This is a genomic window from Bacillus sp. AFS015802 (genome assembly GCF_002561455.1).
Lineage (GTDB): Bacteria > Bacillota > Bacilli > Bacillales > Bacillaceae_B > Rossellomorea.
The window spans coordinates 99,566-120,599 of sequence record NZ_NTUP01000013.1; the positions used below are offsets into that span (position 1 = coordinate 99,566).

Consider the following 21,034-nt stretch of genomic DNA (forward strand, 5'->3'; position numbering starts at 1 on the left):
TTGTGAATCATTCGTTTCTATCCTCTACCTTCTTCTTTGAAAATAAATAATGGAGAGTGAACCCATGAACGACCATTATCGTAAGGAAGGCCAGGAAATAATAAAACACCCCCATCACTCCGTCCGATTTATCCTCTGTTATGAGCCACCATACGGATGCAAAGAGAAGGAAGAGAAATTGGAGTGCCACTCCTTCTAAAAATGGTTTCTTATAGGTATTAAAATCCAAGAGCCGCTTCCAGCTCCAACCAATTGCAACGACGGCAGATACTACTAATAACAATAAATAAATGCTTATTTTCACCGTGATTCCTCCTTCTGTTAACCTACCTCCATGTTATGCAATCTTAATGTAAAATGAAAGAGAAAATGGAAATACACCCGGTGTTTTCCATTTTCTCTTTCATGTTTACCTCGTTTCTTTAATATATCGGTAAGCATTAAAATGCTTAATTTCAAGTTTTACCTTTACTTGCTTCAAGGAATCATCGGTAAGGTAAAACCGATCATTACGATTAACGAGCTCATTAAATTCACCTGGGTGGGAGCGATACCACTTTTCCCCGACATCAAGAAGATCCATTTCCTTCTCGATCCCCATTTTATATACTTTTGTGATTTTTTCTTCCAACGATTTTTGAAGTTTATCCTGTAATCCTTTAAAGGGCACATCTTTTATCTTCTCCAACATTTCCGCTTCCACAGTTACTTCCAATGAAAATTCCGGAAAGTTTGAATGACCTTTAGTGTATTTCACTTTAGGTTCATCAGCGGTCAATTTGAACGTTGACAATAACTCTCCCTCGTCATACAGGGCATAATCGAGGGAATTCTTTTTATTCTGGAGCCAGTCTACAGTCATGGAATCATCGGCAGAAATATAACCTTTAAATGTTTCATCCTGAAAGACACTATATCCATTCAGAAATAGGGATGCAACTTCCCCATCTGAATGCCATGACTGGCGATCGATATTGACATTTGGAATCAATGCCGTGCCCATCGGTTCGTAATATTCCCTTAAGAAATGCATCAAGCTCGTTGAATCGATATCATTCTCGATTCCCTCTGACTTTTCTTCGGTCAGAAGTACTGTGTAAACAGGGGGATAATCAAATAATCCCTTTGTGCTAAAAATATCTTCTATGTCTGTGTCCGTCACGAACAATTCGAGACTCGGTCTCAGTGAACGATTCCTCCCAATATCCTCCAACACTTCTTTGAACTTATACTTTAACAGGTTCCTGGAAAGGACGAGTGTCTTGGTGTGACCGAAAAACAAAGGGGGCCTTGATACGCGGTATAAGTTACTGACCGCCATGTTAAGAGTTTTTCCTTTTGCTGAACCGACAAAGGTGGGGATGGGATCCGTCGACCTGCTTCCTTCCTGCTTCGCCACATTGGCAAAATTCAAGCCCTGAAGGTAAGCCGTGTACTCATCCTTCGCTTCATCATAATCCAAACCGATTGCGACAATATAGGTCAAATCCTGTATATTCTTTGATCCTGTGCACCCTGTTAATGCAAAGATTGAAAGAATGATCATGAATTTAATGCTCTTGTGATCCATTTTCATCCATCCCTTTCCTCGTTTGGTCGTCTGGACTGGTGGAAGAGGTCCGCTGCTTATAGAATTGGATCGGCATCCTGAAAAACGCGCGGATGGCTTCTTTCCAGCCAATAGGGGCAACCGTTCCTAAATACGGAGTCCCAAACGACGAGAGGGTGGAGAAATAAAGGATCGTCAGGATGAAGCTCATGACGACACCAAACAAACCAAAGAATGTACTTACCAATAATACTACGAACCTGAGTACCGTGGTTCCATATTTCAGGGATTGATTGACGAGGGTAAAGGAGGATATATATGTAATGGCACCAATGACCAGCATAGTGGGAGATGTCATGCCTGCCCTGATGGCAGCATCCCCTACAATCAATCCCCCCAATACGGAAACAGTCTGTCCGATCGCTCTTGGTAGGCGCACACCCGCTTCGTTAAAGAATTCAAACAAAAACAGGACAATAAACATTTCCACCGGTGCAGACAGCGGTAATCCGAACCGGGACATCGAGATGGTTGCCACAAGCAGATAGGGGATCTGTTCAATGTTATAGGCGGAGAAAGCCACCCATAGGCCAGGAAGGAATGCAGATATCAATATTCCGACCATCCTTATGATTCTCTCCAGTGACACATACACATAATTGATGCTGGAGTCTTCCGGCGACTTGATTTGCAGCAATAAATTGACCGGGGCTAAGGAAATAGTCGGAAACCCGTCTACAATCAGGGCAAACCTTCCTTGATTCAACGAATCCACGATGAAATCCGGTCTGCCCGTATAGTCAAAACTTGTGAAGATCGAATAGGGATTATCATCAAGAAGCGATTCCAGATGTTGATTCCCAGTCAGCACATCGATATCTATCTTTTCCAGCCTGGCATACAATTCATTCAGCACCCTGTTATCAATGACATCATCCAAATACATGATGGCGATATCCGTGCGGGACCTTGTTCCTATTTTAAACTTTTCCACACATAGTGACGGGGTGAACAGTCTTCTTCTTATTAATGAAATATTCGTATTCAAGTCTTCAACGAATCCATCTTTAGGTCCGCGGATGGAGGTTTCCAATGACGATTCTTCCGGGACCCTTTTTGGCAAATTCCCTGCATGGATGGATAAAATCCTATCCTCAATGAAAAATAGGACAAACCCGGAGAACAGGGTTGAAGATATTTCATCCATCGATTGATTCGTGACATCCCCCGCTTGAAACATACTCTCTATTCTTTCTGTATAAGAATCACCTATAACATCTTCGAGCTTCGGAAAAATATATTGATCCAGATAATGCCGGTCGACCAGACTATCAAAATAAACGATCTGAATTTCCTTTTCTTTAAAGAAATGAGGTTCAATCAATAAATCCTGACTGCGTGAAAATAAATTCCTTACTTCTTCCAAAGTACTTCCCTTGGCTTCCTTCTTCATCTTTTCATTAGAGGCTTTCTTCATAAAGAACATCCTTTACTAAATCGCTCTGGTGTCTGTTGGTGGGATCCCATCTCTTTTTCTTATTTAATAAACCGTAAAATGATGGCTGAAACGATGATCTGTATCATGAAAAGGATGACCGTCATCGGAAAAAACAAGTCAAATAAAAACATATAAAAGTCATAGGTATCAATACGGAACAGCACCAGCCCGAAGAAAACAATAAAAATAGGGACCAATACTTTCAACGATATCCGATATTGATCTTTCTTCTTCAAAAGCAGCGCCCCCAGAAGAAACATAAACAGACTGATCCTGATCAATGCCCCACTAAGCCACTGATAAAGCGCAAAGAAATCCAAATGGGTGATGAACTCCCCTATGGATAGAATCCTCCATTGTTCATACGCAGGATATCTCAAGTTCGCTGATTCCACTGGACCGAATTCCATGATCGATGCTGTAAGGGGACCGAACATAAGCCCCATGAAGATCAAGCCAAGGACGATTAAATGATGAAACTTTATCTTTCCTTCGCTATACGGCTGAATCAGTACGATCAAGTATAATTCGAGCAGACCGCTCAATACAAAGATCATCCCTTTCATGACCGGTTGATAGCCATCACTGAGGATCGGGAATAAAAGGCTTGGATCCTTTAGATTAGTATTGGTGATTGCAATGAAAAATCCGAATATCATGACCAGGGGTAATAATATCCCGCTTGCGATGGCCATATGTTTAATTCCTGCCCACGTGATGAGAAAGCAGATGATGAGAATACCACTCCACACGATAAATGAAGGCACATCTGCCAGAAAATAGGCGCTTAACCATAGTATTAAATCAACAAAGGTTATGTATGCACTAGAAAATAAAAATAAACCGATGGGAAGAGAAAACAATAGGACCGCCCACCTTGGCCATTTCTGTTGAAGCAAATGAAAGAAGCCTTCCTTCGGGGAATGCTTGATGATGTAAAAGATGAATAAAGACATGATTAAAAGGATGGGGTAGCTTGCGAGGATACTGATCCATCCATCCCGGCCGGCTGCCCGAAGAATATTTGGGATCAGCATGACATGGTTTAATAGGCCCGTTGAAAGAATCAACAACAACAGTAACTGTCTCGGAATCAAGATTTTTCGGATACTCTTCATAAGAACTCTCCAATGGTTTCATCGTTTTACCTCTATTTATGTCCCAGTTAACCAATTTAAAACATCCCGAACGCACCCATTAGATAAATCATCTCCATATAAAAAAGGCCAAGGAAGTTCCTTGACCTTTTTAAAAGCGATGAGAACTAGGCTAAGAATTGGAATTCCGCCCTGCTTCCACTTTGTGAAGATATGACCTCGAGCCGGGCATCGATTCTCTCTTTCAATTCGGGAACATGTGAAATTAACCCTACTAATCGGCCGCTGCTTTGAATATCCATCAATGCTTCGATTGCATGATCGAGGGATTCCGGATCGAGAGTCCCGAACCCTTCATCAACGAACATCGTCTCTAAGGAGACTCCACCGGCGTATTGCTGGACGACATCTGCCAGTCCCAGTGCCAGAGCCAGGGATGCCTTGAAGCTTTCCCCGCCGGATAACGTCTTGACATGTCTCTCCTGACCCGTGTATTGATCAAAGACTAGGAGTTCTAAACCGCTCTGTACATTTCCTTTACTCCGGTCCGTTTTCCGGATCAATTGATATCTTCCGGAAGTCATTTTGGTCAATCTCTCATTCGCCACCTGAAGGATGTCCTCAAGGAAAGATGCCAGAACATATCGTTCGAATGTGATGCGATTGGCATTCTGTCCACGCGCTACCTCTGCCAGATGTCCCACCGTTTGGTATCTCGACTCAAAATGCTTTATCCCTTCGTTTATGGTTATGACTCTCTTCATGATGAGCTCATTCTCTTTTCTATTCGTCATGACCTTATTAAGCTCGTCATTTACGCTTCTTAATTCCTGTGTAACCTGGATGATGCTTTCTTCAATCTTTTTGACATCGGGCGGCTGTTTATCTTTTAACAGCTGATCCATATCAGATAGACGATCAGAAACCGAACGCAGGTCCTCACCGAATTTTTTCACCTTTTCCTGAAGTGCCTGGATTTCCTCTTCAGATTTTTTCGCTTCCTGGAACGCTTTGTAGTGGGAGAAGCCTTGTTGGCTGAGAAGTGCCAGAAACGATTCTCTTTCGGTTTTCATCTCGGCATTCACTTTCTCTATCTGAGCTTCTTTATCCTTCAGTTGTGACTCCTTTACACTGTATAGATTTATCAGCTCATAGTACTGCTTTTGAGCGCGTTCAAATGAGGCCTTTAATTCTATTTGTTTATGTTTCTCTTTACTCAGTACATTTAGAAACTGAGTTTTTGTTCGGAGGTCCTCGGGGATGGACTCCTTCACTTTTTCAAGTGTGGTATTTTTGGTGTGGTACAACGTATTGAGTTCTTGAAGATTTTCTTGATTCTTCCCTCTCAAGCCTTCTAGTTCCTCAAGTTTTTCCCTTCCCTTTCTTATTTCTTCCCTTACAGCCCTTATCTGGTCCACATCTTTTTTCTTTGCCGTAATGTCAGTCTTCAAGGAATCGATCTCTACTCTCATCCCGTTAAGCGTACCATCGACTTCGAGGGGATTAAAGTCATGTTTTTTTTCACGTATTTTGTTAATGGCATACTCCATCTGCTCCTGAATGCCCTGCGTTTTCGTTTCCACTTGAGCGATGGCGAGGCTCAGCTCTTTCTCTTCCCGTTCCAATTCCTGCTGCTTTCTTTTGGCAGCCTTCAGATCTTCCGCGGACGGTAAAGAATCTACCTTTACGGCTGGATTCGGATGATGCTCTGATCCACAGACGGGGCAGGGAGCATGATCTGATAAACCTCTGGCGAGTAAAGCTGCTTGAGCGGAATTCCACGTTTCTTCTAAAAACGCGACCGTTTCAGACGAATCCCGGACACGATGTTGTAGTTGACCGTATTGTTCTTTGAATGTTTCTTCCTCGGTTTTTACACGTTGGAGGTTTTGCTCCATCTTTTGAAGTTCACTGACCTGGTCCAGTAAGGAAAGCTTCTCCTGTAAGGTTTTTTCAAGATGAAACAAATCTTCCTGACCCGACTCTCCTTCTTTAAGGCGTTCCTCACGTTCTTTTATCCCATTCTGTAAAAATGAGATTTGCTCTGTCTGTTTCGTGATGATCTGCTGCTGTCTTTCGTATCTTTCTTTCAATTCCTCCGTATCAGTAACTAACGCATCCAAAGAGTCTATATCGTTTTCCATATTTTCAAGCTGAGTGATTCTCTTTGAAACTTGATCCCTGAGATTTTCATTTTTCGTTTCTGCTTCTAACGCCGTTTTAGCTGTCATGAGCTTTTCAGAGAAGACTTGTTTTTCCTCGGATAGTCTCGCTGATTGACTTTTCAGTTCATTTAGATCCCGGTTAAGTTTATGGCAATACTCATCTTGTTGAATCAAACGTGAAGCTCTTTGGGCGAGTAGGATGGCTTCATCAATGGATTCCATTTCAGGCTTAAGTGTTAAAAGATATTGTTTCTGATTACTTAGTTTCTCCTGAAGATCGTATTGTTCGACCAGGCCTTTTGCTTCTGCCATTTCCTTCTGAAGGACATCCCGTTTCTCCTGGACGTTTTCATATTGTTGTTGAAGTTCCTTCTCCTTTTCTTCCATTTTTTCAATCTGAGGGGGGAGAAGGTGAAGAATTTGATGATCATTCAAAGGATTTTCCAATAGTAATGATTGAAGTTCTTCATTTTCTTCAAAGTGAATTCTAAGTAATTCCCTTGTCCGCTCCTCCATGGAGGTTTCGACGGCCCTTTTCAAATCGTCTGCCTCGGATTTCAGTTTTTCCTGGATCGTTTTATATAGTTCTGTATGAAAGAGGCGCTGCAAGATGAGCTCTTTGTCTTTACTATCCGATGTAAGGAGCTTCCGGAATTCTCCTTGAGGAATCATAAGGATCTGCCTGAATTGGTTGGCATCAAGCTGGATCAGCCCTTTGATCTTCTCGTCCACCTCTCTTACATTTGCTGCAAGGAGCTGTTCATTCCCACCTTCATCGTAGACGTATAGTTCGGACCTCGCATTGATGGTTGTATATCCCTCACCCCTTGCTTTCTTTTTGTCCTGTTGGGGTGAACGCCAAATGCGGTACGTTCTGCCTCGTAAACTGAAGAGAAGTTCTACTTCTGTTATATCATCGTTACTCGCAAATTGACTTCTTAATTCGGTCGGACTTCGGTCTTCTCCGCTTGCCTTTCCATAAATCGCGTAGGATATCCCATCGAAGATCGTTGTCTTTCCGGAACCTGTTTTTCCCGATATCACGAACATCGTGCGGTTACCAAGCTCGCGGAAGTCAATGGTTTCTCTGCCTGCATACGGTCCGAATGCTTGCATCACCAGTTGGAGGGGCTTCATGAATGATCGACCTCCTTTCTCGCTAATTCAATCACATTTTTTACTACTTCTTCTTTTTCCACTGTGAAATCACCTGTCGTCATATCACTGTAGAACTCTTTGAATAAGTCGAGTTCCGACCGTCTTTTATCCTCGAGGACTTGGAAGGTATTTTTCTTTTTGGCATCTGTCAGATCCCTTTTTCTCTCAAGGTGAAGGACGTTCGGGTAAACTTGTCGAAGTTGATTGATCGGATCGATTAACGTACCTTCGTCATGAAGGGTAATCTTCAGATAGTCATCCACTTTCTGAGACTGATAGAAAGATGGGTCGAGCAGTTCTTCCATAAGCCCCTGCAGTTCTCTCATATCCTGTTTAGGCTGAAGGACTTTTTCCCGCAAATGAAATCTTCCATCCTCCTCCATTTCTACAATGGTAACCGATTTCCTCTGAGCAGCTTCAGAAAAAGAGTACTTCAACAGAGAGCCTGAATACCTGATCGTTTCATGTTTAATCGCGTCCGGGCTATGAAGATGTCCCAGGGCAGTGTAGTGAAAAGGGCTGAACACGTCTGCCGCCACACAACCTGATCCCCCGACGGAAAGGGTCCGTTCCGAATCCGACGTTTTCCCGCCCAGCACGAATGCATGACCAACGAATACATGTGGTTCATCAGGGTTCATATTTTCTTCGATTCTCTTCACAATGGCTTCCATCGCTGCATGATGACTATTAATCGAATCTTCTTCCAGTACTTGTCTGACGGTGCCGGGTTCGGCATATGGAACACAGTGGAAGTTCACCCCACGAATGTTGATGGGCGTAAAGTCATTGGTTACCTTTCCCTTTAAATAAAAATGGCTATGACGGTACCAGGAAGATCCAAAGGAAAGCCTCTCTGCACTATCATGATTCCCTGATACAGCAACGATCGGTGTGTTAAGCTCTACATTGATGCGGAATAATACCTCGTCCAACAGCTCCACGGCTTCTGTAGGAGGCACAGATCGATCGTAGAGGTCACCTGCAATGACGACAGCATCGGGTTCCTCCTCTTTCACAAGCTCTACGAATTGCTCCAATATGTATCGTTGTTCTTCTGTCATATATATGCCATGCACCAATTTACCCAGGTGCCAGTCAGCGGTATGTATGAATTTCACCTCTGTTGTCTCCTTTCCAGTCGTTCTTATCTCTATCTAAATTATATCAAACCCGCAAGGTTTTCGTGCAAGGAAAAACCATTCAAGAACAAACGTTCCCTTTTTTGATCCATCCATCATAAAAAAAGAGACCGTACCAGCCGGTCTCCTTTCCATTATTCCTTGAGCTGCTGAGGCAGTGTCTGGATCGATGTGATGACGGCATCGAGCTTTGTCTCGATTCGATAAAGAAGATACATCGTGACCACAATCGGAAAGCCTACTTCAGAAACAATTGAGATAATAGAATCCATCCTCTCCCTCCTTTCATATGTTATATAGGAAAAGAATGAGGAAAAGGATACCAAAAACGAAAAAAACGAATCCATGATTTTATGGATTCGCTTTTCATCTTACCTCATACTATCTTCACTATGAGAAAAATGTTTCCTCTTTACTATTAACCGTTTAAATCGCTGATTAAGCTTGAGCTTACCAGACCAGCTTCATCAAGGATTTCTTTGATTTGGTTTTCTGCTTCATTTAATTTTTCATCGGCTTGCGTCAGATCCGCTTCGCCATCTTTAGCCAGTGCTTCGGCTTTCATATTATAGGATTCTACAAGGGTGGATTTAAATGATTCCACTGCTTCCTTCTGATCTCCCAGACCTTTAGGGATCTCCATTCCTTCGACTGCTTCAGCGGATGCTTTCGCTGATGCTTGAGCAGATTCTTTCAGTGTAGCAAGTTCATCCCCTGACGGAGGCTCTTCCCCTGCCATCGCTTCTTCATAGCCATTTAAATCGATATCAACACCATTGACGGTGGTGGTTAAGTTTAAATAGAAATCCATTAAATCTCCAGCCACATCCGTGTTCTCATCCACGCTTGCCGCTTCGTCTTTTTTCGTTTCATCAGAACCTGAATCTGAACACCCAGCGAGTGCTAATGATAAACCAAGACCTAGTAACCATACTTTTTTCATACTTGTTTCCCCTCTCTGTCTACATCAATATGTGCAAGTATTGAAAGCAAGCAGTTCCATCAGGAAATCGCTTACTTCATCTATAATAAGCCGGCAAAAAGTATCTTATCACGGGGATAATCCAATGGTAAAGAAATATTTGCAGATTTCTCCAAAGTTTAAATCTTATAAATATTTCAAATAAACAACATTCTTGAACTACTTTGTGAACATGAATTTCTAGGTCGTTCGTACGAGAACCTCTTTAAAACATTTGAACAAGCTTTTATCCCATGGTATAACTTATATATGCTTTATTTTCGGGGCTGATTGTTAAGCTGGTGCTTGCCGGAGTCTTCAAAACTTCAGGGAGGCGCGTGCCGTCTCCGCTGGGTTCGATTCCCAGGCAGTCCCGCCATTTTATAAGAATACCCATACATACTAAAGAACCCTTATGCACGCATAAGGGTTCTTTTTCAATAATTTTGCAACGCTTCCCTTCTCTTTCTATCTGACGCCTGTACGCCTTCAAACAAGATGTGAAAGGTTGTTCCTTCACCCTGTTCGCTTTGTACCCGGATATCTGCTCCGTGATCGCGAAGAATTCTCAGACATATTGTAAGGCCGAGACCGGTCCCTTTGGTTTTGGTCGTGAAGAAGGGCTCACCAAGTTTATCCAGGGTTTCCTTCTTCATCCCTACACCCTCATCCTTGAACGTAAGTTGTACTTTGCTGTGGGCGGTGATTCCTGCGTTTATCGTAATCGTTCCTCCATGAGGCATGGCTTCTATGGCATTTTTTATTAAATTGATAAATACTTGTTTTAACTGATTTTCATCGCCGCGGATATACAGCTCTCTTTCATGAAAATCCGTTTGAATGTCGATATTATATAAAATGGCATTCGTATTCAATAGTCTCGCTACATGATCAAGTGTATCAACGATATTGATTCGCTTATATGTGACGGATTGCGGTTTGGCAAGAATCAATAACTCACTCAGCACAAGTTCGATCCGCTTGATTTCAGAAAAGACAATCCCTAAGTATTCCTTCGTTTTCTCATCGGCATCATCCCGTAATAACTGCAGGAAACCATTTATTGACGTCAAAGGATTTCTAACCTCATGGGCGATCCCGGCCGCCAATTGCCCCGCAACAGAGAGTTTCTGAGACTCGATTGCCAGCGTTTCGTTCATTTCGATTAATTCTTCTTCATTATGTACTCTTTCGGTTATATCTGAAATGGTCCCCACTGTACCCAAAAGTTCCCCATTTCCGTTATAATTCAGCTTGATATTGACTTCACCCCAACGAAACTGACCGTCCCTCTTTTGGTAAGAGAGATCCATCTTGGTTTTTTCCCTTTTTAAACTGATGCTTTGCCTTACAAGTCGGAGAATTTCATGACGTTCGTGCAGGGAGATGAAATGGAGGGCATTCTTATGCAGGCTTTCTTTGACTGTGTAACCCGTATAGTCTTCCCAGGATTGATTGAGGAATTGAAACTCGCCTTTGGCATTTGTATGAAAAACCACTTCATCAATACTTTGAAGGACATGCTGCATCTCTTCATTGAGAAGCTTCACTCTCTCTTCACTCTTTCTAAGTGCAGCTAAGGTCTTATGGCTGATGTCATAATTTTTCCCCATATAGTAGCTGATAAAGAGAATCAATAAGGTGAACACCATATCCACCCTCATATCGACGGGATAATGAAGAACAAAATAATAAATAAAATCCCACGTGATGACTAATAAAAGTCCAGTGAATATCGAAGCTATCCTGCCTCTGTATTTCATCCTTCGAGCCTCCTGTCCGTAAGCTTTTAGAATACGATCGAAATAGAAAGAATTTTCACGATATTTGTTATTTATTAGTATATCATTTCTAATTAAGCACAGTATAGACTTCTTTTGTAAAAACCATGATATTCTTGTCACAGACATTCTCCTTGTCTATAATTGAATAGGATACGCTTTTAAACTGAGGTGAAAACATGCTTGAAGGTTGGTTCTTATATTTCATCCTTTTTTGGGTCGTTTTTTTAGTGGCTTCATTTGCCATAGGGGGATTCTTCATGTTCCGGAAATTCTTAAAGAGGTTCCCTAAAGAGGATGGCAAATCGGATTTGGATTGGGAAGAGCATTATGTGAATGAAACGATCCATCTGTGGGGCGAAGATGAAAAGAAAATGCTTAATGAATTGGTTACACCCGTCCCGGAATTATTCAGGGACGTAGCGAAGCAAAAAATCGCAGGGAAAATCGGTGAATTGGCATTAAATGAAAGGGCAGAAGCCATTACACGGGAATTGGTCATCAGGGGATATATTTTGGCCACTCCCAAAAGGGACCATAAGTTTCTCAGAAAAAAACTCGATGACATGCAAATAGAAGTTACCCCCTACGAACATTTATTCTAAGATAACAGGCAGGGAACATAATGGGATCGATACTTGTTATTCCGATTGTTTTATATTTAATTTTCATGGTTGGTGCGGCTATTCTGTATGTAAAATGGAAGAAAGCCCAAAAAGGTAAACGTTAATTCGTTTACCTTTTTTAAATGCTTATTTTCTATTTTGATTAATCAATGGGATCTTCTGCTTTGCCAAATCGTATGACGTCGAGAATCGCTTGACCATCACTCGGTTTTCCATCTCCATTCCTGAAAGGAAACAAGGAAAAAAAGATAAAGTAAACCGAGAAATATACAAATTGATAGAAAAAGATGTGGACAGGTATGACGCCCTGATAAATCAGAAAGTTAATTGAAAGTATCGCAATCAGGTTGAATAAACTGCCTGACATATAAATGAGTACATGTACCCATACTTTATCATATTTTAACTCACGATATTGACACCATCCCTCCATGAAATACATCCTCTTCACTTCCAACGGGCCAATATTGATCAGGTGCTTACCGGTTCCGATCGCGAATTTAATCTTGGCCCCGAATAATCGCGCAATCAGGATATGACCTGCTTCATGTACAATCGTCACCAATGGCAGCGTAAGAAAGAATGCCAGAAAAAATGTCCATATATCTGCTAACGTAAACAATCGTTATCCCACCAATATCTTTTAGTATTTTTTCATCTTCTCTCTCTTTGCCCGAAATGATTCACCAATAAGCTTATTTGGCAGCATTGTAATAAAATCGTAATCCTATAGTGGTATTTCCGCCAATATAAAAAGCAGGGTGAGTCACCCTGCTTTTTAATGGTGTATTAAATTGAATTCGTCGTCAGATCTTGATTTTCCTGATGCAGCTTTCTATATTGGAAATACATGGTTATTCTCCACGGGACGATCATGCCAAAAGCAAGTATCCAAAACATTCCGCTCAGTTCTCCATAATCAATCGAAGTACTAAGTATCGACTTGGCTACAATTCGGATTAACAGGAGGCCGATTAAAATGAAAGCAAACGCTTTGGAACGCTTTAAATAAATATCATTATCTCGAATCTCGAACTTGGAAGTCTTGATTAACAAGAGAGAGAATACCATCCCAACTGTAATGGCCTCTAAAAATTCACTTACATTGACCCGGAAGACAGGAAATAAGAACATCAATGCACCTGTACTCATAAAGAGTGGCGGTAAAATGATTTTCTTACCGCTTACCGGTTTCTTCTGAGCCTTCATCCTGATAAATATCACCATAAATCCCATGCAAATCGCTACAATGGATGAAGCAATCATCATAAAGCATCATCATCCTTTTATAATCTACTTTCATACCTTCCTATATTATAGCCCAAATGGAGGAAAAACGAAAACACAAAAAAGAGAGAGTGAATAGAAGCTTCAATCTCTCTTTCGGTTCATTACCCTAACACTCTTTTAATGGCTTCATCTACCCGTACTTCATCAAAGGGTTTGACAATAAAGTCCTTAGCCCCCGCTTCAATGGCCTCCACTACGACCTTTTGTTGTCCCATCGCCGAACACATGATGACCTTGGCTTGAGGGAATTCGGCGAGAATCTTCTTAACGGCTTCTATACCATTCATATCCGGCATGGTTATATCCATCGTTACCAGGTCAGGCTGAAGCTCACGATACTTCTCCACGGCCAAAAGTCCGTCTTCAGCTTCCCCAACGACTTCATGGCCGCTGGATGAAAGCATGTTTCCAAGAGTCAATCTCATAAATTTCGCATCATCCACTACAAGTATCGTTGCCACGGATGTTTCCTCCTCGTATACACTATCGATGTCCATTAAGTATATTTACCTGATTCATCCATTTAAACTATACCATAAAACGTAATATTTATTCAATTTTAATCTGTTGATGAGCACCTGATAATTGGCATTAAAATCCTTGAAAGCCACCGAATATGGATGTAAAGTAGGCAAGGATGACTGTCATCCAGTCAAAGAACAGCATGATCCCGACAACAATCATGACGTATCCCCCTACTTTCACGATCTTCCCGCTGTTCTTTCTGATCCATTGCATTCTGCCGATGAAGAATGACAGGATGAAGAAAGGAATGGCAAACCCTAATACATAGGCTGTCATATACATGACACCGGATCCGGGATTGGTTGCTGCAAGTGCCAGTACCGAAGCAAGGATCGGACCTGTACAGGGAGTCCATCCTGCAGCGAATGCCATTCCGATCAGAATGGAACCCACGAATCCTGCAGGTCTATTCTTAAACTCAATTCTGCGATCCTTCATCAACGCTTCCGGGGTGAAGATCCCTATGACGACTAATCCGAAGATCACGATGAATATGGCGCCGAGCTGCCGGATGAGATCCTTATAATTTAAGAAGAAGTTACCGACCAGGGAGGCTCCAAAACCGATTGCTATGAAAATGGCAGAAAAACCAATCAGGAAAAACAGTGTATGTAATAAGCTTCTTCTTTGGAGCATGGCATTATCCGTTTTCAATTCATTTACACTCATACCCGTTATATAAGAAAGAAAAGCGGGATATAAGGGGAGGCAGCATGGGGAGATAAAACTGAGAAAGCCGGCCCCGAATGCTAAGAAAATATTAATATCAGACATCTCTACATCTCCTACATTACAGTATATATATTTATTCTATCAAACAATCCTTCAAACTATGAGGAATGATTATGTGAAAGATTTGTGACCATTTCGTTACAACCCCTTTTCACTCTTTCATTTGTATTAAAGTCTCTTTTCTTTTTATGAAACCGATAATTTTACTTTGAAAAAAAGTGCTGTTTTCGTTATACTAATAAAAAGTTACAGTTATTACTAGTTTTGTATTCCACTTGTCAGGATATACAAAAGAAAGGAAACAGCCGTGTCTAAAAAAGAGCTTCTCGAACGAATTGAAAAAAAGCGCGCTCAATTAATTGATATTGTTGCTGAAAACGGACTTACGTCACCTCAAGCTATTCAATTTAGTCAGGAACTTGATCGTCTGTTAAATAGCTACAACTCACAATACATAAAAAAATGCACACCCCAAATGAGCTGAACCTGACCTTTCACACAAATAAATGATTCCCATATAAAGCTTACAGCGAAAAGGGAGACTCCGAATCTACGGAGTCTCCCTTTTATACGGCCAAGGCCTACTACGTCCCTGATACGGCATCCTCCATGCCATGGACCAACCCATTTTGAAGGAGGTACATTTTATGGTATATGCCTTTTTGAAGAAGTAACTCCTGATGGCTGCCACGCTCTACAATTTCCCCATGATGGAGCACCAGGATCAGATCAGCATCCTGAATGGTCGAAAGCCTGTGAGCAATGGCAATGGTTGTTCTGCCTCTTCTCATTTTCGTGAGGGCATCCTGGATTGCTTCTTCCGTTTCTGTATCAATATTTGCTGTGGCCTCATCGAGGACAAGAACCTTAGGTTTGGTGGCAATTGTACGGGCAAAGGCGATCAGCTGACGCTGTCCGCTTGATAATGTTGAACCCCTTTCGACCACAGGATGCTCATATCCTCCCGGAAGTTTTTCAATGAATGTATCCGCCTGAACGAATGCAGCTGCCTCTTCAACTTCTACATCAGACATCCTCTCATGATGCATCTTGATATTATCCCGTATGTTTCCATAAAAAAGGAAGGGATCCTGGAGGACGAGCCCCATCTTCCGACGAAGCTCTCCCATCGGGTACGATTTGATGCTACGGCCATCTATGGAAATGTCGCCACGGTGAAATTCATAGAATCTCATTAGTAAATTGATAATGGAGCTCTTACCGCTTCCGGTATGCCCGACGAGTGCGACTGTTTCACCCGGCTTCGCTGTGAAGGAAATATCCTTAAGGACATCATTCTTCCCGTCATAAGAGAATGAAACATTGGTAAACGTTATTTCCCCTTTCACGATCGTTCCATCCCCATCTTTCATAGTCTGACCAGGGGTAAGCTCTTGTTCATCCAACAGCTTAAAAACACGCGATGAGGCAATGATGGCCTGTTGAAACATGGACAATCTCATCATGATTTGATTGACTGGTTCGAAAAACCGGTCCAGATAGTTCACAAAGGCATACAGGACACCTATTTCAATCGGCTGATTGAACGATGTGATTCCAAAATAGCTTAAAACCACAATTAAAGCGGCGACATACACAAGATCGATGGCGGGCCTTAACAATAATCCATCCACCTTGATATTCCTCATTCCTGCGAGATAGTGCTTTTCATTGATTTCCCCGAATTCTTTCCTAAGTCTTTTTTCCTGCCGGAATACTTGGATGATCGACATCCCCTGAAGAGACTCACTGAGCTTGGCATTGAGCTGACTCAATCTTTCACGCATATCCTGATAGAAAACGGAGCTGTATGTGCGATACATCTTCATGATCATGAAGATGACCGGTAAGATGAATAAGCAGAAAAAAGCCAACCGGGAATTGAGGGCGAACATGGCTATGAAAATCCCCGTTAAAAGGAAAGCCCCTTGAATGAATGATACCAGGACACTTACGAACATATCCTTAATCGCTTCTGTATCATTCGTTACACGGGAGACAATGCTTCCTGCGGGGGTTTGATCAAAGTACTTCATACCAAGGTTTTGAACCTTCGTAAAGACGTCCACCCTCAATTCCTGGATGATTTTCAGGGCTATTTCCTGAAATTTTAATAATTGGAAGTACGAAATCAAGACATTTCCCACCTGAATGAATAAATAGGCCGCCGCTAAACCCATGAGCGGGGCATAAGGGAACAATCTGGGCGTTAAATAATCATCAATGAAGACCTTTATGATGATTGGCCCCAACACGTCACCTATAGTGGTCAGCAGCAATAATGAAAAAGCGACCAATATTGTTTTTTTATGAGGCTTTGTATATCTCATGAGGCGGAAAAAGATATTCCGCTGCTCTTTCGGTGTCAACGTTTGTATACGATCCATTATTCACCCTCCATGTTCCACGAGTTCTTCTAACTGTTGACGAAGATACATCTCCCTGTACCAGCCTTTTTTCTTCATTAGTTCCAGGTGGGTACCTTTTTCGATGATTTTCCCTTCCTCGAGGACGATGATCAGGTCTGCATGTTGAATGGCACTGAGTCGATGAGAAGTGATCATCGTTGTCTTACCGGTCCGGTTATACTTAAGGGAAGTCAGGATGGACTCTTCTGTTTTGGCATCCACTGCCGAAAGGGAGTCATCGAGTATGAGTACTTCAGGATCCATTAAGAGCGCCCTTGCAATCGATATCCTCTGCTTTTGTCCACCCGACAGGGAGACTCCCCGCTCCCCTACCATCGTGTCATAGCCTTCAGGGAACCGGCTGATATCGTCATGAATGTGGGCTAGTGCTGCTGATGACTCAACGTCTTCTTTCGATGAAAGAGGATTCGTGAACGCGATATTTTCTATAATCGTGGCTGAAAAAAGAAAGTGATCTTGTGGGACGTATCCGATGCATTCACGCAGACGCCTTAATTGATAATATTTGATTTCATTGCCACCATATTTCATTTCACCCTTATACCCGTCAAATTCTCTCAAAAGGAGCTTTAACAGCGTGGTTTTACCTGCACCCGTCTTTCCCACGATACCGATGGTCTGGCCCTTTTTTATGGTAAAGTGAATGTCTTCCAGCGCATGCACTTCCTCACCAGGGTATGAAAAAGAGGTAACCTTGTATTCTATATCACCGGTTGGGGCTTGATCCATGGCTTCGGGACCATCCTGTATATCTACCTTTTCATTCAGGAGCCCGGCAACCCGATCATACGATGCACGGCCTCTCTCCACAATGTTAAATAACCATCCAAATGCAAGCATTGGCCAAATCAGGAGCCCGAGATAGGTGGTGAAGGAAATCAATTCTCCTATCGTCAGCTCACCGCTTATGACAAATCTTGAACCGAATACAATCGACAGGAAGAAAGAAATCCCTACTATAATGGAGATGGTCGGATCAAATAAAGAATCTACCCTTGCAACGGAAATATTCTTCTGAACCACCTCTTCTGATTGCTTCCTGAACGACTCGATGTCCTCCTTCTCCTGCCCAAAAGTTTTTATGACCTTCATTCCCGTTACACTTTCCTGGGTTTTATCATTCAATGCAGAGAAGGCTTCCTGGGCTTTATGAAACCTTTTATGAAGGAGTGTCCCATAATAACTTGTCAGCATCGCCATGAACGGCATGGGGATCAGGGCGATGAGGGTCAGCTTCCAGCTAATCGTAAAAGCCATTGCCAACACAACAAAGCCTCCCGTAGATAAGGAGTCCACAAGGGTCAATACCCCTACGCCCGCAGTCTGTTGAATTGCCTGAAGGTCATTTGTTGCGTGTGCCATCAAATCCCCTACACGCCTTTTTTGATAAAAGGCCGGAGACATTTTAGTAAAATGATGATAAAGGTCGTTCCTCAGTAAGCGGGAAAGCTTGGTGGCGGATCCGAAGATCATGATTCTCCATACGAAACGGAGGCCGTACATAGATAGCGCAGTGAAGATCAAAATCAACATCCATTTCACCATGTCTTCTGTCGAGAGCGAGTGCTCCTTTATACGATCGACCACGATCCCAACGACCTTCGGTGGGATCAATTGAAGAAAAGCCACCAATAACAGAAGGAGGGTTCCTGTGATATATGACTTTTTCTCCTGCAGAAAAAACCACTTCAAATCTAAAAAGACTTTCATACTGTTTCCCCCGAATCATTATTAAATCGACTCTTTATTTTACCAAATTTCAAAAAAATGAGAAATCATTTTTTTCATTACTGGTCCTTTTCATTCCAAATACAAAAAAGCATCCCTTATCATGTTAAGAGATGCTTTCAGGTCTTTATTCATTCTTAATGGATTTGCACAAATGGTTCTTGGTCTACTTCTTTGACGATGGTAGCTTTAAGTCCCTTTGGGGTTTTCACATAAAGGTAAACAGGCGTATGCGGGAAGTAGTCGACGATTTCAGGACCGATCGCCTGAGCAAACCCTATCAATTCGGTTTCCTTCACCATGCCAGTATGTACATCAATGACCAGTTTGTTTAATGCATCCTTCTTATAGAGGCCTTTTCCGACAAATTCAATATCCTGATGAGAGAAGTATTTTGACACATAATCTTCTAAATCCCGGATTCGGTTATACAGATCCCGGTCCTTTTCTTCCCCTTCGTCACTCGGGAAGTAGTAATATTTATCCGATACATCATCCCAATTTTTAATACTATTATCGTTTCCGTCCAAGTAGGTAGTGGAGATATAGTTCCCAGGAACCACACTATTTAACGGCTGAAGTTTATAAATAGAAATCATGATGGGGATATTTTTCAATTCTTTGATTGCCCTGACACGACTGGCTACCGTGCCGGCCACTTTCTTTCCGTATTCCTCCATCATTTTCTCGCTGATGTTCGCTTCATCAAAATGCATTAGCTTCTGATCGTCTTCCACACGGATGTAATCGATCGAGTTCATCGCAAGACCGAGGGAAATCCCCTTGATATTCCCTTCCGAATCTACATAATTCTGCTCATGTATGTAAGCCAGATACATGGGGTTTTTCTTTTCCAGCTCCATCTGCTGTTCCCATGTCATGTCATCAGAAATTTTAAGCTCCGGGTTGAGACCCAGTTTATTGGTTTTGGACTTCCTCCCAAGCCAGGAATTTAACTTCTTTAAATACTGCCCCTCTTGATAAACATATTTTTCAGGAGAAAAATGCTCAGTGGACAATGACATAAGACCCGTCTCAATTTCATCCATATCACTGCGGTTATTGATGGTCATTGTAATGAGGCCGCGATTCACAGCTTTTTTTTCCTTATTCACTTTATAATTTAAATATTCCCGCGCGTCACCTGCAGCGCTATTTTGAATTTCAAGCGTTTCATCATCTATCACTTCTTGAGGCTTATTGCTGCATCCGGCAACAAGAATCAAAAGAGACAGTGAAACAATCATCCATTTTTTCATATGACTCCCTCCGGACTATATTTTATCATACATTCAATTTTAATCTCTCTGATAATCTTTAAGTTTTTATGAATTCACGAAAATAATCCCATTTTCCTAACCCATTTAAGGATCTTTGAATGGTTCCCCTCGCAACAGGATGCCCGATAAATAGAAAAAGCACTCATCACCTGAGTGCTTCCATCTATTACTTCATGTTCTTATTCATTGCATTCATCATTTGATTGATCTTTTTCTGGGATGGTTTTTGCCCCATTTGCATCATCATCATGCGTAACATTTGCTCGTTGATTGGTGGATTTTTCTTAAGATAGCTCATCATATATTTACGAGCAATGAAAAATCCTAGTGCCACTCCGGCAAGTAATGCCAGAACGCCTACTAGAATAAGTAATCCAGTCGTTCCCATACTCTTACTTCCTCCTTCATGTTGTCCTTTTAAAAGTGTACTAAACCCTGAAACATTATACAATATTTTGGTCGAAATTTCATATTAATATATAAACTTTCTTTGTTTTATCGGTTTTAACCATCCAAAACGTTCATTTTTTATATCTATTGCCAAAAGCTGGCCCATATTTCTTCTTAAAATTTCAAAGTAGATGTACTCTGATTCATCGTGCCCCCAGGCATTCAAGGTCATCGATTTTTCATTCAATACAAGCGTGGCGCCTGAATCCATTCTCTCGATTGTCGCAACGGAGTCAACCCAGGCTGCCCCTTCAACCTTCATGATTTCATTCTGCAGGAGTCTTTGAGTAGGAAGGTATGGTATAGGCTTCGTAATGTAATCTACTTGTTTTGAGATGATATCGTGAAGATCACCTGTACTCGCTTCCCAATCAGAAAACAACTGATAGAACATTCTTTCACGACCATAATAGTGCTGGACAAACAATTCTTCAATCCAATAGATTTGATAATTTCGCACCTTTTCTCCCTCCTACCTTTCTTTCATATAGTATAAATCAACTAGAAGGGAGTCATTGTCACAAAATGTTGAAAATCTGCACTAGTTTTGTCGAACACGTTCTGCCTCAGGTTATTTCGGATATTATCGAAATGAAGATACGCTTACCCTTTACCCATTCTAT

20 protein-coding genes and 1 tRNA gene are annotated in these 21,034 nt (G+C 41.8%); 3 read left to right on the forward strand and 18 right to left on the reverse strand.

Features of this window, described 5'->3' with window-relative positions; genetic code table 11:
* Positions 1 to 7: 7 nt before the first annotated feature.
* From CN378_RS09470 to CN378_RS09505, 8 genes are all read right to left on the reverse strand, one after another.
* Positions 8 to 304: a hypothetical protein gene (locus CN378_RS09470; protein ID WP_098351645.1), complete on the reverse strand. Its 297-nt coding sequence runs from the start codon at positions 302 to 304 to the stop codon at positions 8 to 10.
* 105 nt (positions 305 to 409) lie between these two features.
* Positions 410 to 1,570, reverse strand: coding sequence for a Ger(x)C family spore germination protein (locus CN378_RS09475; protein WP_257141088.1), 1,161 nt, complete (start codon positions 1,568 to 1,570; stop codon positions 410 to 412).
* Positions 1,551 to 3,026 carry a spore germination protein gene (locus CN378_RS09480; protein ID WP_257141089.1) on the reverse strand — a complete coding sequence of 492 codons (1,476 nt, stop codon included), beginning with the start codon at positions 3,024 to 3,026 and terminating at the stop codon, positions 1,551 to 1,553. The genes CN378_RS09475 and CN378_RS09480 overlap by 20 nt, the downstream gene beginning before the upstream one ends.
* Positions 3,027 to 3,085: 59 nt before the next feature.
* Positions 3,086 to 4,165: an endospore germination permease gene (locus tag CN378_RS09485; protein WP_098351647.1), complete on the reverse strand. Its 1,080-nt coding sequence runs from the start codon at positions 4,163 to 4,165 to the stop codon at positions 3,086 to 3,088.
* Positions 4,166 to 4,311: 146 nt separating this feature from the next.
* On the reverse strand, positions 4,312 to 7,446 hold the full coding sequence (locus tag CN378_RS09490) for an SbcC/MukB-like Walker B domain-containing protein (RefSeq protein ID WP_098351648.1): 3,135 nt from the start codon (positions 7,444 to 7,446) through the stop codon (positions 4,312 to 4,314).
* Positions 7,443 to 8,588: an exonuclease SbcCD subunit D gene (locus CN378_RS09495; protein ID WP_098351649.1), complete on the reverse strand. Its 1,146-nt coding sequence runs from the start codon at positions 8,586 to 8,588 to the stop codon at positions 7,443 to 7,445. Before CN378_RS09495 ends, CN378_RS09490 begins: the two co-directional genes overlap by 4 nt.
* Before the next feature lie 155 nt (positions 8,589 to 8,743).
* The gene (locus CN378_RS09500; protein WP_098351650.1) at positions 8,744 to 8,881 is read right to left on the reverse strand and encodes a YvrJ family protein; all 138 of its coding nucleotides are present in this window, start codon (positions 8,879 to 8,881) and stop codon (positions 8,744 to 8,746) included.
* A gap of 146 nt (positions 8,882 to 9,027) precedes the next feature.
* Positions 9,028 to 9,552, reverse strand: coding sequence for a hypothetical protein (locus CN378_RS09505; RefSeq protein WP_098351651.1), 525 nt, complete (start codon positions 9,550 to 9,552; stop codon positions 9,028 to 9,030).
* A gap of 301 nt (positions 9,553 to 9,853) precedes the next feature.
* Here CN378_RS09505 and CN378_RS22600 point away from each other — a divergent pair.
* Positions 9,854 to 9,949 (forward strand) — tRNA-Sec (locus tag CN378_RS22600).
* A gap of 58 nt (positions 9,950 to 10,007) precedes the next feature.
* On the opposite strand, the gene CN378_RS09510 is transcribed toward CN378_RS22600, so the two are convergent.
* Positions 10,008 to 11,333: an ATP-binding protein gene (locus CN378_RS09510; protein WP_179884861.1), complete on the reverse strand. Its 1,326-nt coding sequence runs from the start codon at positions 11,331 to 11,333 to the stop codon at positions 10,008 to 10,010.
* Positions 11,334 to 11,530: 197 nt separating this feature from the next.
* On the opposite strand from CN378_RS09510, the gene CN378_RS09515 reads away from it, so the two are divergent.
* Positions 11,531 to 11,956 carry a DUF2621 domain-containing protein gene (locus CN378_RS09515; protein WP_098351653.1) on the forward strand — a complete coding sequence of 142 codons (426 nt, stop codon included), beginning with the start codon at positions 11,531 to 11,533 and terminating at the stop codon, positions 11,954 to 11,956.
* Positions 11,957 to 12,119: 163 nt separating this feature from the next.
* On the opposite strand, the gene CN378_RS09520 is transcribed toward CN378_RS09515, so the two are convergent.
* The 4 genes from CN378_RS09520 to CN378_RS09535 form a co-directional block, all read right to left on the reverse strand.
* Positions 12,120 to 12,599 carry a site-2 protease family protein gene (locus tag CN378_RS09520; protein ID WP_098351654.1) on the reverse strand — a complete coding sequence of 160 codons (480 nt, stop codon included), beginning with the start codon at positions 12,597 to 12,599 and terminating at the stop codon, positions 12,120 to 12,122.
* A 167-nt stretch (positions 12,600 to 12,766) separates the two neighbouring features.
* Entirely contained in the window at positions 12,767 to 13,246 is a 480-nt protein-coding gene (locus tag CN378_RS09525) for a CcdC family protein (protein ID WP_098351655.1), read from the reverse strand.
* 122 nt (positions 13,247 to 13,368) lie between these two features.
* Complete coding sequence (locus CN378_RS09530) at positions 13,369 to 13,728, reverse strand: response regulator (RefSeq protein WP_098351656.1); 360 nt, start codon at positions 13,726 to 13,728, stop codon at positions 13,369 to 13,371.
* 130 nt (positions 13,729 to 13,858) lie between these two features.
* Positions 13,859 to 14,566, reverse strand: coding sequence for a cytochrome c biogenesis CcdA family protein (locus tag CN378_RS09535; protein WP_098351657.1), 708 nt, complete (start codon positions 14,564 to 14,566; stop codon positions 13,859 to 13,861).
* A gap of 265 nt (positions 14,567 to 14,831) precedes the next feature.
* Here CN378_RS09535 and CN378_RS09540 point away from each other — a divergent pair, with 265 nt between their 5' ends.
* A complete protein-coding gene (locus tag CN378_RS09540; RefSeq protein WP_098351658.1) occupies positions 14,832 to 15,008 on the forward strand; it encodes an aspartyl-phosphate phosphatase Spo0E family protein in 177 nt (58 codons plus the stop codon).
* Positions 15,009 to 15,108: 100 nt separating this feature from the next.
* Here CN378_RS09540 and CN378_RS09545 read toward each other — a convergent pair whose 3' ends face one another.
* The 5 genes from CN378_RS09545 to sirA all read right to left on the reverse strand — a co-directional run bounded on the left by CN378_RS09545 (position 15,109) and on the right by sirA (position 20,871).
* The gene (locus CN378_RS09545) at positions 15,109 to 16,911 is read right to left on the reverse strand and encodes an ABC transporter ATP-binding protein (protein WP_098351659.1); all 1,803 of its coding nucleotides are present in this window, start codon (positions 16,909 to 16,911) and stop codon (positions 15,109 to 15,111) included.
* A 3-nt stretch (positions 16,912 to 16,914) separates the two neighbouring features.
* Positions 16,915 to 18,663: an ABC transporter transmembrane domain-containing protein gene (locus CN378_RS09550; RefSeq protein ID WP_098351660.1), complete on the reverse strand. Its 1,749-nt coding sequence runs from the start codon at positions 18,661 to 18,663 to the stop codon at positions 16,915 to 16,917.
* 155 nt (positions 18,664 to 18,818) lie between these two features.
* A complete protein-coding gene (locus CN378_RS09555; protein WP_098351661.1) occupies positions 18,819 to 19,940 on the reverse strand; it encodes a CamS family sex pheromone protein in 1,122 nt (373 codons plus the stop codon).
* A 187-nt stretch (positions 19,941 to 20,127) separates the two neighbouring features.
* A complete protein-coding gene (locus CN378_RS09560) occupies positions 20,128 to 20,349 on the reverse strand; it encodes a YneF family protein (protein ID WP_034759902.1) in 222 nt (73 codons plus the stop codon).
* 84 nt (positions 20,350 to 20,433) lie between these two features.
* The gene (gene sirA / locus CN378_RS09565; RefSeq protein WP_098351662.1) at positions 20,434 to 20,871 is read right to left on the reverse strand and encodes a sporulation inhibitor of replication protein SirA; all 438 of its coding nucleotides are present in this window, start codon (positions 20,869 to 20,871) and stop codon (positions 20,434 to 20,436) included.
* Positions 20,872 to 21,034 lie beyond the last annotated feature (163 nt).